The 13,725-nt window shown below is 65.8% G+C and carries 15 protein-coding genes; 14 read left to right on the forward strand and 1 reads right to left on the reverse strand.

Annotation, left to right across the window (positions count from 1 at the left end):
* Positions 1–35 precede the first annotated feature (35 nt).
* The 11 genes from ACQCX5_RS01470 to ACQCX5_RS01520 all read left to right on the forward strand — a co-directional run bounded on the left by ACQCX5_RS01470 (position 36) and on the right by ACQCX5_RS01520 (position 9,982).
* Positions 36–1,241, forward strand: a complete 1,206-nt coding sequence (locus ACQCX5_RS01470; protein ID WP_045247691.1) for an MFS transporter — start codon at positions 36–38, stop codon at positions 1,239–1,241.
* Positions 1,242–2,100: 859 nt separating this feature from the next.
* Positions 2,101–2,397 (forward strand): helix-turn-helix transcriptional regulator, encoded by a 297-nt coding sequence (locus ACQCX5_RS01475; RefSeq protein WP_434540702.1) that lies wholly within the window; start codon positions 2,101–2,103, stop codon positions 2,395–2,397.
* Positions 2,398–2,668: 271 nt separating this feature from the next.
* Positions 2,669–3,760 carry an ArdC-like ssDNA-binding domain-containing protein gene (locus ACQCX5_RS01480; protein ID WP_045247690.1) on the forward strand — a complete coding sequence of 364 codons (1,092 nt, stop codon included), beginning with the start codon at positions 2,669–2,671 and terminating at the stop codon, positions 3,758–3,760.
* Positions 3,760–4,695: a bifunctional DNA primase/polymerase gene (locus ACQCX5_RS01485; protein ID WP_048809054.1), complete on the forward strand. Its 936-nt coding sequence runs from the start codon at positions 3,760–3,762 to the stop codon at positions 4,693–4,695. The genes ACQCX5_RS01480 and ACQCX5_RS01485 overlap by 1 nt, the downstream gene beginning before the upstream one ends.
* Before the next feature lie 17 nt (positions 4,696–4,712).
* Positions 4,713–5,387, forward strand: coding sequence for a DUF2637 domain-containing protein (locus ACQCX5_RS01490; protein WP_045247688.1), 675 nt, complete (start codon positions 4,713–4,715; stop codon positions 5,385–5,387).
* Positions 5,384–5,788 carry a hypothetical protein gene (locus ACQCX5_RS01495; RefSeq protein ID WP_048809052.1) on the forward strand — a complete coding sequence of 135 codons (405 nt, stop codon included), beginning with the start codon at positions 5,384–5,386 and terminating at the stop codon, positions 5,786–5,788. The genes ACQCX5_RS01490 and ACQCX5_RS01495 overlap by 4 nt, the downstream gene beginning before the upstream one ends.
* A 91-nt stretch (positions 5,789–5,879) precedes the next feature.
* Entirely contained in the window at positions 5,880–6,743 is an 864-nt protein-coding gene (locus ACQCX5_RS01500; RefSeq protein WP_045247687.1) for a hypothetical protein, read from the forward strand.
* A 6-nt stretch (positions 6,744–6,749) separates the two neighbouring features.
* On the forward strand, positions 6,750–7,778 hold the full coding sequence (locus ACQCX5_RS01505) for a ParB N-terminal domain-containing protein (RefSeq protein ID WP_045247686.1): 1,029 nt from the start codon (positions 6,750–6,752) through the stop codon (positions 7,776–7,778).
* A gap of 56 nt (positions 7,779–7,834) precedes the next feature.
* Positions 7,835–8,509 carry a hypothetical protein gene (locus ACQCX5_RS01510; protein WP_434540235.1) on the forward strand — a complete coding sequence of 225 codons (675 nt, stop codon included), beginning with the start codon at positions 7,835–7,837 and terminating at the stop codon, positions 8,507–8,509.
* Between the two features lie 13 nt (positions 8,510–8,522).
* On the forward strand, positions 8,523–9,719 hold the full coding sequence (locus ACQCX5_RS01515) for a M23 family metallopeptidase (RefSeq protein WP_048809051.1): 1,197 nt from the start codon (positions 8,523–8,525) through the stop codon (positions 9,717–9,719).
* A complete protein-coding gene (locus ACQCX5_RS01520; protein WP_045247684.1) occupies positions 9,716–9,982 on the forward strand; it encodes a DUF6112 family protein in 267 nt (88 codons plus the stop codon). The genes ACQCX5_RS01515 and ACQCX5_RS01520 overlap by 4 nt, the downstream gene beginning before the upstream one ends.
* A gap of 34 nt (positions 9,983–10,016) precedes the next feature.
* Here ACQCX5_RS01520 and ACQCX5_RS01525 read toward each other — a convergent pair whose 3' ends face one another.
* Positions 10,017–10,418 carry an NUDIX hydrolase gene (locus tag ACQCX5_RS01525; RefSeq protein WP_045247683.1) on the reverse strand — a complete coding sequence of 134 codons (402 nt, stop codon included), beginning with the start codon at positions 10,416–10,418 and terminating at the stop codon, positions 10,017–10,019.
* Positions 10,419–10,527: 109 nt separating this feature from the next.
* Here ACQCX5_RS01525 and ACQCX5_RS01530 point away from each other — a divergent pair, with 109 nt between their 5' ends.
* Genes ACQCX5_RS01530 through ACQCX5_RS01540 form a run of 3 tightly spaced genes read left to right on the forward strand, consistent with a single transcriptional unit; the run spans position 10,528 to position 13,725 of the window.
* On the forward strand, positions 10,528–10,851 hold the full coding sequence (locus ACQCX5_RS01530) for a DUF6112 family protein (protein ID WP_045247682.1): 324 nt from the start codon (positions 10,528–10,530) through the stop codon (positions 10,849–10,851).
* A 33-nt stretch (positions 10,852–10,884) separates the two neighbouring features.
* Positions 10,885–12,258, forward strand: a complete 1,374-nt coding sequence (locus ACQCX5_RS01535) for a hypothetical protein (RefSeq protein WP_045247681.1) — start codon at positions 10,885–10,887, stop codon at positions 12,256–12,258.
* A gap of 3 nt (positions 12,259–12,261) precedes the next feature.
* Positions 12,262–13,725 carry an SCO6880 family protein gene (locus ACQCX5_RS01540; RefSeq protein WP_045247680.1) on the forward strand — a complete coding sequence of 488 codons (1,464 nt, stop codon included), beginning with the start codon at positions 12,262–12,264 and terminating at the stop codon, positions 13,723–13,725.

A 13,725-nucleotide genomic window follows, 5' to 3' on the forward strand; every position in this document is an offset into this window, starting at 1 on the left:
ATAGTAACCGATAGAACGGTTACTTAGGAGAGTACATGGGAACTCGATTGCCTGGTTGGGCACGCGTCGCGACCGGTATCACCGTCGTGGGGTGGGGAGCGAACCAGTTCGCTGCTCTGCTACCGGTGTACCGGGAGACCGCCGGCCTGCCGGACTCGTTCATCGCCCTCGCGTTCGCTACCTACATCGTGGGTCTCATCCCGGTGCTCTTCGTCGCCGCCGAGATCGCGGACCGAGTTGACCGACGGTGGCCGGTCCGGGTTGCGGTCATCCTGTCCGCTGTCGCCTCTATCGTGCTGTGCCTCGGCTCGCAGGAGGCCTGGCTTCTCCTTCTGGGCAGGTTCTTCTCCGGTGCGGCCGCTGGCGCGGTTCTCGGTCCAGGCACGGCATGGGTAACCGACCTGTCTGCGGATGACCGCTCCGCTGCTCCGAAGCGGGTGGCGGTCGCGCTCTCCGTCGGATTTGGTGGCGGCCCGCTCGCAGCAGGACTCGTCGCGCAATGGGCACCCCTGCCGGAAGTCCTGCCCTACGCCCTCCATCTGCTCATCTCGGCCATCGCGGCTGCGCTGCTGTGGCGGGCCCCAGATACTTCCCTCGACAACGAAGAACTCGTCGAGCAGGCTGAGGTCTCCGCCACAGAACTCGTATCGAGACGCCGAGCGAGTTTCTGGAGCGCGATCACGACACGGCCCTTCCTCTGGACCATTCCGCTCACGGCACCGTGGGTCTTTAGCGCTGCGACGATGAGCTTCGCCGTGATCCCGTCGGTCATCCATGTCCAAGGATTCGAGGCCGCCACAGCGGGGATCATCACGGGACTCACCATGGGCACCGGAGCACTCATCCAGCCTTTGGCGCAACGCATCGAGCGTGGGAGGGCCGGACGAGCCTTCCCTCTAGGAATGGGAATCGCCGCTCTAGGGATGCTCCTGGCCGCAGGAACCTTCGCGGCTCGGCTCACCGTCCTGATGCTCCCCAGCGCTATCGCCCTCGGCGCCGCATACGGCTTAGTGCTCGTCGCAGGTCTTCGTCGCATGGAGGAGATCGGTCACCCGAAAGATCGCGCACGGCTCAACGCCGCGTTCTACTCGCTCTCCTATATCGGCTTCGCCCAGCCACTCGTCTTTGCACTCGTCGCAGTGACGCCGAACGCCCAAACTCTCTCCGCGGTCCTCGGTGCCATCGTGGCCACGGTAACCACGATCGGCATCGCGATCAGATCCAGAGAGTCCCATGCATAGTGGCGACCACACCATATGTGTTCGACGTCGAGCAGGCCGATATCACCTTTGCTCGCGCATCGACCTGCTCTGTGAACCGGCAGCCTCTCGGTCGTCGGATCATGGACATACGCGCAATCTCCTTCTCGCTGTTACAACGAGTCCGGCCAGCCCACGCCACCAATTGGGCTGAGGAAGCGGATGGGACGTGTCCGCCGAACCGGCCGGCGAGAGCAGACTTCGTGAGGCGAGCGACCCTGCGATAGACGCGTCGCCCGGAGAACAGTTCGGGCTCATGTCAGCGATCGAGATACTGCGCTGCGTCCCGACGCAGGAGTTGACGTTTCCGGTCGTCACGCTCATCCACGTACTGTCCGGAAAGATCGATCTTTGTACGGATGTGGCGATACAGCGCTTGGCGCCCGGGTCAGCGGTGGCGCTCGGCTCGCACAAGCGGCATCAACTGTTGCCACTGTCGCCATCACGGTTGTGGGTGATCTATGCGGACGAACCCTTCATTAGGGCGCAGATGCGCTGGCTCTTGCGGTCACGGCAGCGCGTTCGTCGAGGCGTGCATCCTGATGACTGGGACGGCAACTCCCTTGTACTTACCCCAGGAATCGAGTCCTTTCGGCGGCTGGAACCGATCTGGCGACAGCTGAGCATGCTTCCAGATACGTGTTCATCGCCCGAAGAGACATCGATTCGCACAATCGAGCTTCTAGCGAGGTGGGTTGGCACAGTCGCACCGGTCTTCCTTACCGAAGACAGCCGCTCTCTCCACGTGCCCACCCGGAATCAAGTGCCGGCTTCGAGGCGGCAGGCAGATCCGGCAATGATTGGGCACGTCGGGCGGGCTGCGCGGCTGCTTCGGGAGCGCATGGGCGAGCCGTGGACTGTTACTTCACTGGCCCAAGAACTCGCGCTGTCTCGTACGCACTTAACACGGCTGTTCTCGACGCACATGGGGGCCAGCCCAATGCGATTTCTTACCGAAGTTCGCTTGACCGAGTTCAGCCGCCTGATTGATGAGACTGATCTCTCAGTTCATCAAGCGTCACAAGCCGTCGGCTGGGCCGATCCGCGTGTCGCCTCCGCATGGTTCTCACGACGATTCGGAGTAACGCCGACACGCTACCGACATCGTCTGCCCGCGACCCGCAGCGAAACTGCGTAGCGGCGAGTTCCCTCGCGCTCGACGGGCGTGAGGCCCACTCGAACTCGTCGTATGAACCGCGTTACTCATCACGTGACCCGGACAGGCCCCAAAGGCTCGACATCGCTGCGAGCCAGGAGATAGACCAGATCGAACTCGTCGGGTCTGGTCAGATCCCTGGCGGTCACGCACCTCGTTTCGTTCCTGCCAGTGCTCGCGCACGTCCCGGCGCACCTCATGGTCGCAAGGGCTCTCGGCTGTCATGTCATGGGCCTCGCCGAAAGGAGGTCCGATGATGGCGACGAAAGAGGAAATCCGAGCGGCACGGGATGCGAAGCTCGACGAACTCCACGAGCGCCTGACCGGTGCCGTCGAGACGCTGGTCTCCGGTAAGGACTGGGGGCGCGCTCTAGCGTTCGCGGCCAGGTTCAGGTCACGGAGCTTCAACAACACGCTGCTGATCTGGTTCCAACACGAAGCGAACTACTCGGCGGGGCGGGTGCCTGAGCCGTTTCCGTCGTTGGTGGCTGGGTATCGGCAGTGGCAGCAGCTCGGCCGCCAAGTTCAGAAGGGCCAGCCGGGGTTGCAGATTTTCGCCCCTGTCACGGGCCGGTTCGCTTCGGCGACGCCGGCAGTTGCGGATTCGTGGCGGCGGTTGGAGCGGGGTGAGAAGCCTCGTCCGGGTGAGGTGGTGCGATCCCGGATGATCGCCGCCCGCCCTGCGTACGTCTGGGATGCCTCCCAAACCGATGGCGATCCGATACCGGAACCTCCGGCACCGAAACTCCTCGAAGGTGAAGCACCAACCGGGCTCTGGGAGGGCCTGTCGGCGCAGGTCGTCGCTGCGGGGTTCCGTGTGCTGCGGGTGCCGCATGAGGGTATGATCCACGGCGCCAACGGCATGACCGACTGGGATGCCAAGTCGGTGGCGGTGCGGGAGAACATGGACCCCGCTGCCCAAGTAAAAACCCTCGCGCACGAACTCGGGCACGTGCTGCTGCACAACCCCGATGACGAGGACGCTCGGCACCATCGCGGGATCGGTGAGGTCGAGGCGGAATCCGTCGCCCTCATGGTGGGTGCGGCGCACGGGATGGACACCAGCGGGTACACGATCCCGTACGTCTCGACCTGGGCCGCCCGTGTCGATGGGAAGGAGCCTGTTGAGGTGGTGAAGGCCACCGGCGAACGCGTCCGCAAGGCCGCGCTCGGGATTCTCGATCAGCTCGACACAGTGGTGGTCGCCGACGGCACCCCACCAGGTCTGGAACGCGACGCTGCGCAGCAGGAGAAGCCGCAACGTGCGGCGGCCCGGCCGGTGAAGCCAGTGTCGGAGCGTAGTGAGCCCGTGCGGGCTGCGGCAACGGTGGGGCGGGGGCTGTGATGGCTACTCACGATGCGTTCTCGGAGGTGTTGTTGCGGCTGAATGGGCGCTGGCCGGTCTCGGCTGCTGCTCGCGAGTTCGCCACGGCCGGGGTGCCGGTGTTTCCGTGTGTGTCGGGGGCGAAGCGTCCGCTGACCGAGCACGGCTTCTACGACGCCAGCACCGACCCGGCCTTGGTGGATGCGTGGTGGCGGCAGCATCCAGGAGCGAACGTCGGCCTCCCCACCGGCGCCTCTTCCGGGGTCGTGGTCGTCGATGTCGATGTTCACGGCTCGGTCAACGGATTCGAAGCGATGAACCGCGCACACCGTGCCGGGCTCATCGATGGGTGGATGTTCACCGTCACGAGCCCGTCGGGTGGCCTGCACGCCTACTACCCAGCCACACCGGACACGGCGCAACCTTCGTGGCAGGCGGCTCGGGCGGGGATCGACTTCCGCGGTGACGGCGGGTACATCATCATCCCGCCCTCCTCCGTCGTCATCCACGGAGCCTCTGTGCCGTATGCGCTGCGACAGATCAACACCGGCCCCGCATCCACCATCGACTCGGGCGGGCTGCGTGACTTCCTCGACCCCAGACCAACATCGCGGCCGGTGTCGCGTGGGATCTCCCCATCGGGTGCGGTACGTGATCGGGATGTGTCGCGCATCGCAGCGTGGGTCGCCACCCGCGGCGAAGGCGAACGCAACCGCGGCCTGTTCTGGGCCGCCTGCCGCCTCGCTGAAAACGGGGTCGCACCGTCTGATGCGCTCGACGTGCTCACCGCGGCCGCCGGACACGCCGGGCTGAGCGAGCGGGAAGTCACCACGACCGTGCGGTCGGCCTACCGCGCCGTCCACCCACCGCCGAGAACATCCAGCACGTCACGGTCTGATGGTTTCGCCCGCCCGAGGCATGCAGCCTCACGTCCAGCGGGTCGGGGGTTGTCGTGAATACGCGGCGGTGGGCGGTGCGCACCGCGGTGGCAGGAACGGTGTTCATCGCGTCCGGCGCGTTCTGGCTGTCTTACACCGCCCTCGCTGACCTCGCCCGTCGCTCCGGGATCGGGGTCGGGCAGGCGTGGGCATGGCCTCTGATCGTGGACGGCATCATCGTCGTCGCGACCGTCGCCGTCGTCGCCCTCGCGGGGCTCCGGGCTGCGTGGTATCCGTGGGCGCTGCTGATTGGTGGTGCGGCGGTGTCGGTGACGGCGAATGCGATCCACGCGATCCTAACCGCGGACACCGACGTGCCCCCAATACTTGCTGCGTCTGTGGCTGCGGTGCCGCCGGTGGTGCTGCTGGCGATCACGCATCTGACCGTGATCCTCACCCGCTCCCCGCAATCCGAACCGGCAATCGAAGCCGATCAGGCCGAGCCGGAACCGTCGAACAGTCCCGACGCTGTTCCTCTCTCCTTCTCCGTGATCGAGCCCGCCCCGGAGATGCCTGATCGTCGTGAGTATGCGGCGGAGCTGCGGTTGTCGGGGTGGTCGAACAAGCGCATCGCTCGGCAGCTCGGGGTGCATCCCTCAACCGTGGGCCGCTGGTTCACCCACCCAGAACGTAAAGACGAGCAAGAACCCCCAGAAGAAGAAACCGAAAACGATTCGCCCGTGTGGGTGGAGGAAGAGAGAACACGATGAACAACGAGAACCCCTGGAACGACGACCGCTCGATGACCACCGAGCACACGTCGGCCATCAAGCGAAACGAGCCGACCAAGAACCCCGCCGAGGATCTGACCCCGGATGCGATCGAGGCCGAAGCAACCCGTCAGCAGGCCATGCAGCTCGCGCAGGAGCAGCATCGGGCACGAGGAGTCGATTGGGTACGCCCCACCGATCTCATGGCCCGCCACTCAGCCACCGTGGCCCGGCGCGGCATCGACTTCCACGCCAACCTCGCCCGCCAAACCCGCACAGGGATCGCAAACGCCTCAACCAAGATCGGAAAGCGAATCGGTCAACTGCCGCCGCTGTCCGCGTTCGGCCGCCGCAGCTCGTCGCGTGAGCCGGTCACTCGTGGTTCGGTCGGGAAGAGCTAGGCCGGTGAGAAGCGATGGACACGAAGGCACTGACACCAGCTCCACTAGGTACAGGTTGTGCACCTGACTGCGGAAGAGGAGGTGTCCGACCATGACCACCAGAACAGCGACCGCGATGCCGGATCGGCCCGAGGACTTCCGCACCGGCGAAGGCCTCCGCACCCTCCTCGTCCGACTCCATGAAGCAGGCCCTGGTGCGTGGGAGCACGATCCGGTCGTTGCGGAACTCATGGCGTATGCCGCCGAGAAGTATGCACCCCTCGCCAGTAAGCACGGCCTGGACCCGTGGGAAGCGGCATCGGCGGCGTTCGATGTCATGCGCACCAGGGCGGCACGCACGGCGGAGAATCCGTGGGGTGTGATCACGCATGCGGTGCGGATCACCTGCATCTTCGAAGAACGCGCCCAAGGACTCCTCTGCTCCGTCCACCAAGCCCGCCGCCCCCACATCTCTTCCTTCCACGATCCCGAGCGGTTCAGCGATCGGGAGAACCCGCTGACGGACTACCATCCGGCGTTTCGGATCATCGACAGCATCGAACTCGGCAAGTACGCCCCAACCGGCGAAGAGGAATCGGACAGTGCGACGCAGTTGGCGATGTCGGCTGCGGAAGACGCAATCGCGTTCCTCGCCATGCTCGGCTGGACACCAGAGACCGCGCGCTCTGGGGTCGAGCACGTGTGCGGGGCTCTCATCAAAGCCGGCTCACGTGCGACAGCGTTCGAAGCATTGCGCCGTGACAAGCAAGTTCGCGTGCTGCTGGATATCCCGTCCGGGTCGTGGCATGCGTTGCTGCGGGCGATGCTCGGCAACCCCGACACCGATCACGCCACGACGGGCGCTGGCCGCGGTGTGCTGCTGCGGCTGCTGATCGGCGAGACGATCCCGCTGCTGCTGCGCGATGACGACCTCGTCCTCGCACTCTCTCTGGCGGCTCCCGGAGCCAGGGAGTGATGGGTGATGAGCGAGCAACCAGTGGGGAGTGTGCAGGTCGAGCGGACCGTCGCCTCGATCCGTGTCGGCAACCGGCACCGTGCTGAACTCGGCGACATCGACGTCCTTGCCGCGTCGATCAAGCGTGACGGGCTGCTGCAACCCATCACCGTGACCCCGGACGGGTTTCTCGTTTGCGGGGCTCGACGTTTGGCGGCGTTGAAGATGCTCGGCATCAAGACCGTGAACGTGTGGGTGCGATCCGGGCTGTCGGATCGGCTCGGGCAGCTGCTCGCGGAGCAGGACGACAACGTGCTCCACAAGCCCCTCACCGCGCTGGAAGCGGCAGCGTTGTATCGGGAGCTCAAGGCGATCATGAGCGAGGAAGCCGCGCTGCGGGAGCAATCCACGCAGTTCCAGAAAGGCCATGCGCCCGGTGAGCATGGGGGTGGACATCTTCCACCCCCACCCGGTCAAGCCGGGAAGACGCGCGAGCAGGCTGCGGCAATGATTCCGGGTGGGGCGTCGTATCGGACCTACGACAAGATCGGCTACGTCGAACAGGTCGCCACCGACCGCAAATACCCCGAGCATGTCCGAGTCGCTGCACAGGCGGCGTTGGATCAGATCCAGGACGGCGGCCCCGTCGACCCGGAATACACGCGCGTCCGCGCCCTCGCCACCAGCATGACCGAGCAAGCCCGCGCGGCCCGGGATGCGGAACTACATCAGATGGCCGAAGAAGCCGTGGCCCGCGTCCAAGCCGAAGCAAAAGCCAAGAAGAAAGAACAGGCGCGGAAGACCCGCCCGGTGTCGCCGGTCGAAGAGGGGATCACGCTGCTGGGGGTGCGGGCATTTGTGCTCACGTGGACCGATCTCGATTCCTGGTGGATCAAGTACGACCTCACCCGGCTCGCCACCGACCTCACCGACGAACAAGCCGACGCCTTTTATACCGTCGTCGAAGGCACGGTGACGTTCGCTGAAGACCTCCGCACCGCCCGCACCGCCACTCGGTCAGCGGCTGAGGACGTAGCACTGGCACCTCTCCGCTAACTGCCCCGCGCGTTGGTGAAGCTGGGGCGCACCTGGGGGTTATGAGAACTCTCGATGTGTCCGACCCTCGCATCCGTCGCCGCCTGATCGCCGCCGCTGCGAGCGGGGTGGTGTTCCTGATCCTCGCCGGGATCGGCATCTACGGCCTCATCACCGGCCCCCGCAACGCCACCGGCACGGATTACCCGACCGGTTCGGAACCGTCATCGATCGCACCCGAAACTCCGGGGCCGACCACTTCGCCGCGGTTGCCGGTGGTGTCGAGGTCGGATGATCCGGAGACCTTCGCCCGGAACGTCGCCGAAGCCCTCTTCACCTGGGATACCGCGTCGGGCTTCTTCCCGTTGGACTACACATCAGTGATCCTCGATGTCGGCGATCCCTACGGTGCTGAGCAGGCGGGCCTCGCGGCCGATGTTGCCGCCTATCTACCAGCGAGAGAGGCGTGGCTCGAGTTGCGGAAGTACCTCACCACCCAGCACCTCACCATCGACAACGCTTATGTGCCGGAGGCGTGGGATACGGCCGTCGAGCAGGCACAGCCGGGCCAGCTCGCAGAGGGAACAACGGCGTACACGATCGACGGCACCCGGCACCGCTCCGGTGTCTGGAACGAGGACCCTGTCGCCAGTGAGCATGCGGTGTCGTTCACGGTGTTCATCGTCTGCCCGCCTGACGGCGACGACTGCCACCTGTTGCGGCTCTCCCAACTCGACACCCCCCTGAAGTAGCAGGGGGTGGATCGTGTTCAAGAAACTCGCCATCGCAGGGATCGCCCTGCTGTTCCTCGCACCCTCGATCATGCTCGTCTCGATCGGGGCGCTCATCAACCCCGCACAGGCCGCGAACGCCACCTGCCTGTCCACCGGCCTGACCGTCGGCACGATCCCGGACGAACTCGACGTGACGGATGCTTCCGGGTACTCGTTCACGCTGAACCATCAGCAGCTCACCCACGCCGCGACGATCATCACCACCGGCTCCGCGATCGAGGGTGTGAATCGTGACGGTGTGCAGATCGCGCTCATGGCCGCGCTGACGGAGTCGACGTTGCGGATGCTGTCGAACACCAGCCACTACCCGGACTCGGCGGACTACCCGAACGACGGCAACGGGTCCGACAACGACAGCCTGGGCTTGTTCCAGATGCGCCCACAATCCGGGTGGGGCACGGTCGCTGATCTCATGGACCCGAACTACCAAGTCCGCGCCTTCTTCGGCGGACCCGCTGGGCCGAACTATCCGTCGCCGCGGGGATTGCTGGATATTGCGGGGCGGGAGTCGATGGACAAGGGCGAGGCCGCCCAATCCGTCGAAGTCTCCGCCTACCCCGACCGGTATCGGAACTATGAGTCGGTCGCAGAGCAGATCCTCCAAGCCCTCACCACCAACACCACAGCACAGCCCGCTGGTGGTGGTGCGGTGTTGGGGCCGGTGCCGGAGACCTCCCGTGTGGTATTCCCGATGCCGGAGGGCACCTGGGTGATGACCAGCCCTTACGGGATGCGCGAACATCCCATCACCGGGGAATACAAGCTCCACTCCGGCACTGACTTCGCCGGCCCCGACGGCACCCCGATCCTCGCCGCCGCTGATGGTGTTGTCACCGTTGCCGAATACTCCGGCGGCTACGGCGGCCTGGTCGTCATTGAGCACACCGTGGACGGGAAGACGGTCGCGACGGCGTATGCGCACTCTTGGGAGACCGGCATCCGCGTCACGGCGGGTGATCGTGTGACCGCGGGGCAGCACATCGCTGATGTCGGCTCCTCGGGCAACAGCACTGGCCCGCACCTGCATTTCGAGGTCAGGATCGGCGGCACCAACGGCGAATACACCGACCCCGCCGTCTGGCTGGAACAGCACGGTGCCGCAGACCTCGACGCTGGCGAGATCACCGATCCGGGCGGCTGCACCACCAGTGAAGGGAACGAGTCATGAATGTGTTCCCGGATTTCGATGGTCTCGGTGGTATCGGTGACCTCAAAGAAGTCATCGGCGCCCTGCTCACCTTTGTCCTCGTCATCGCGGTGCTCATGTTGATCGTGTCCGCGATCGTCTGGGCCGTCGCCTCCGCGCACGGCAACCACGCCACCGCATCGAAATCCCGCACCGGCCTCCTCGTCGCCCTCGGCACCGCCGCGCTTGCTGGCGGTGGGGTGGCGTGGATGAACTGGCTCATCGCGGTCGGTGACCAGCTCTGAGGTTCACGTCAGCTCGTGGACGGCTGCGGTAGCGCTATCTGGCGGGCACGATGCCTGCGAGGGCGAGGTAGTCCAGCAGGCTCGTCGTCAGTGGTACCTGAGTGAGCTCGTCCGGGGTGAACCAGCGTGCGTCGTCGGCATCGTCGCCCGGCGTGAGGTTTCCTGCGGTGACGGTGGCTGCAAAGTCATGGATCTCGAACACGCGCCCGTCGCCGGTCGGCACATCTACCGTCCACAGCTCCTGACCGATCTCGACATGTAGGCCGGTCTCTTCCCATGCCTCCCGGCGGGCGGTCTGCGCGGGGGTTTCACCGGGTTCAGCAGACCCTCCGGGCACCGACCAGCATCCCTTCTCGGGCTCCTCGCCCCGTAGCACGAGCAGCACGCGGCCCGCGTCGTCGGTGATGACCGCGCTGGCGGCGAGAACACGCTCCACGCCTCCCACGCTAGTCGCCTTCTCCGCGGTGGTTGTCCTGGCGCACCTGAGGTCAGAACCCTTCCGCTGCCCACGCTTGTGGGCCTTGTTCGTGTCAGGAGACCCCACCGTGTTCGACCTCATCACCACCGCTGTATCCGTGATCCCGGCGCTCGTGCCGATGGACATCGACATCAACCCCAACGACTCCGGCCTGCCCGGTATCGCGCAGCTGCGCACGATCGTGGGCGCGGTCATGACCGTCGGCCTCATCCTCTCCGTTCTCGCCTTGATCATCTCGGCGATCGTGTGGGGCTTCGGTGCGAACAGCAGCAACCCGCACCTGGCGGGCAGGGGAAAGATCGGCGTCCTGGTCTCCTGCGGCGCCGCGGTCATCTGTGGTGCTGCGGTCACGTTGATCAATTTCTTCTGGAACGTCGGCCAGCAGGTCTAACCCCATCCCCCGCTCGATCTGAGGAGGTTTGTGATGGGGGTTTGCGATGTTCCTGTCATCTCCACCGTCTGCGATGTCGCAGGCGACGCCGCCGGAGCCTTGATCTCCGCCCCGTTCGATTGGCTCGCCCAGGCAATGGGTGCGGCCGCGGGCTGGTTGTTCGAGGCCGTCTGGAACGTGTTCGACACCACCACGCTCGTCGACGTCACATCCGACGGGTACGTCAGCGTCTACAACCTGGTGTTCGGGATCGCCGTGTTCATCATGCTGATCTTCTTCTGTCTCCAACTCATCACCGGCCTGATCAAACGAGACCCCGGCGCCCTTTCCAGGGCCGCGCTCGGCCTCGCGAAGAGCGTGCTTGGCAGTTTCGTGGTGATCACGTTGACCGGGCTGGCGTTGGAGATCGTGGATCAGCTCTGCACCGGCATCATCCAAGCCGGCGGGGAGACCACGGAGACGATGGGTGACAAGATCACCCTCCTCGTCGCAGGCCTCACCGGCATCAGCATCGCCGCGCCCGGCGTCGGGGCGATCATCACCATTTTCCTCGCCGGGCTCGCGATCACCTCCGCCGCAATCGTGTGGCTGTCGCTCCTGGTGCGGAAGGCGTTGCTGTTGGTGGCGATCGTGATGGCGCCCCTCGCGTTCTCCGGTTCGTCGTGGGATGCGTCACGGAGTTGGGTGTCGAAGTGGGCCATGTTCGTCATCGCGCTGATCGCGTCGAAGTTGGTGCTGGTGGTGATGTTCCTCGTCGCCGTCACCCAGGTCAGCGCACCCATCGAGGCCGACCTCGCCTCCGTGTCTGACCCGATCGCGGGTGTGGTGCTGATGGCGATGGCCGGATTCGCCCCATACCTGACCTACAAGTTCATCTCGTTCGTGGGATTCGATATGTATCACGCGATCGGCTCCGAACAGGACGCCAAGCAGTCGTTGAACCGGCCGATGCCGGTGCCGTCCAAGCCGCAGGGTGGTGACCCACAGAAGGTCCTCGACGGCACCGGCAGCGGCGGAGGCAAATCGGGCGGTGGGTCGGCTGCGGCCGCACCGAAACCGACCCCCGCCGCATCCAGTGGTGGCGCAGGCGCCGGAGCCGGCGCAGGTGCCGGTGCGGGTGCGGGGGCTGGCGGATCCGGTGCGGCTGCCGGTGGTGCGGCCGTTGCGGCACCGATCGCAGCGGGCCTGATTGCGGCGAAGATCGCCAAGGACTCCTTCGAGGCCGGACCGAAGGCCGCAGGTCACCTCGCCAACGAGGCAGACGCCGCTGCGGACGGTGCGGGCCAGCCCGGAAACGCGGGCGCTCCGGCAGCGCCGTCTACGCCGGTGCCGAAGAACCCGATCCCGCCGTCTGACCTGCCGCCGTCGAATCCGAAGCCACCTGCCCCGAAGCCCGGCAAGGAGTAACCGATGAACAACACGAACACAACCAGCGGCGGCGAGTTGGTGCCGGTGAAGTTCTCCCGCCTCGCACGCCGCGGCATCCTCCTCGGCCTCTCCCTCTCACAGCTCGTCACCCTGGCCATCGGCATCCTCGCCTTCGTCGGAGCCCTCTACGCAGGCGGCGGCATACTCATGGCGTACACCGCACCCATCTGGGCCATGTCGATTGCGTTGACGTGGATACCGGTCGCGGGGCGGCCGATGGTCGAATGGCTCCCCGTCGCCTGCTGGTGGCTCTACCGCACCACCATCGGACAACTGCTCTACCGCCGCCGGGTGGTGGTTCCGCGCCCGGTCGGCACCCTCGCCCTGCCCGGTGACATGGCGCGGCTGCGGGAGTACACCGACCCGGAGACTGAGGCGGGGATGATCCACGACCCCCACGCCTCGACACTGACGGTCGTGGTGGAGGTGACGCATCCCGCGTTCGTGCTCCTCGATCCGGGAGAGCAGGAACGCCGCGTTACCTCCTGGGGCCGTGTGCTCGCCACTGTCTGCCGATCCGGACGGGTCGCGACCCTCCAAGTCCTTGAACGCACCCTTCCAGATTCGGGTACGGGGTTGGCAGAGTGGTGGGCCTCGCATGGCACCCACGACGACTCCTGGGCATCCACCACTTACGCGGAGCTGATCGACCGGGCGGGGCCTGCCGGGGAACGGCACGCGACCACGCTCTCGCTCGCACTGGACATGCGAGCAGCAGCCCGGCAGATCCGCACCGCCGGCGGCGGCATCCGCGGAGCCGCCGCCGTGTTGCGACAGGAGATGGCAACCCTGGTAGCGGCGCTGCGTTCCGCCGACCTCAATCCCGGCGGGTGGCTGACCGCGGGGCAGATCGCTGTCATCCTCCGTAGCGCTTACGACCCGGCGATCGCCGCGACCTTGGAGCGTCAAGGCCAGATCGGACAATCGCTTGCTACGGCGGGGCCGTTGGCGGTGAACGAGTCGTGGTCGCGGATTCGTACCGACTCCGCCCACCACGCCACCCTGTGGATCAGTGAGTGGCCGCGGTCGATGGTGTTCCCCGGATTCCTCTCACCCGTCCTGCTCTCCACCGGGATACAGCGCTCGTTCTCCCTGATCTGCACCCCGATGCGATCGGACCAGGCGGCACGGGATATCAGGAAGAAGAAGGTCGAGCACATCAGTGATGCGGCGCAACGGCAACGGATCGGGCAGATCGAAGACGCCTCCCAGACGGCGGAGTACCAGGACGTGTTGCAGCAGGAGGCAGACCTGACTGCCGGGCACGGCATCCTCCGCTACACCGGCCTCATCACCATCACCGCACCCACCGTGAACGAGCTCGATGCCGCGGTCGCCGCGATCGAACAGGCCGCGATCCAAGCCTCGTGCGAGACCCGGTTGCTGGTCGGGCAGCAGGCGGCGGCGTTCACGGCGGCGGCATTGCCGCTGTGCCGGAAGGTGTAG

Origin of the sequence: Aestuariimicrobium sp. G57 (genome assembly GCF_050110855.1) — a bacterium.
GTDB lineage: Bacteria > Actinomycetota > Actinomycetes > Propionibacteriales > Propionibacteriaceae > Aestuariimicrobium.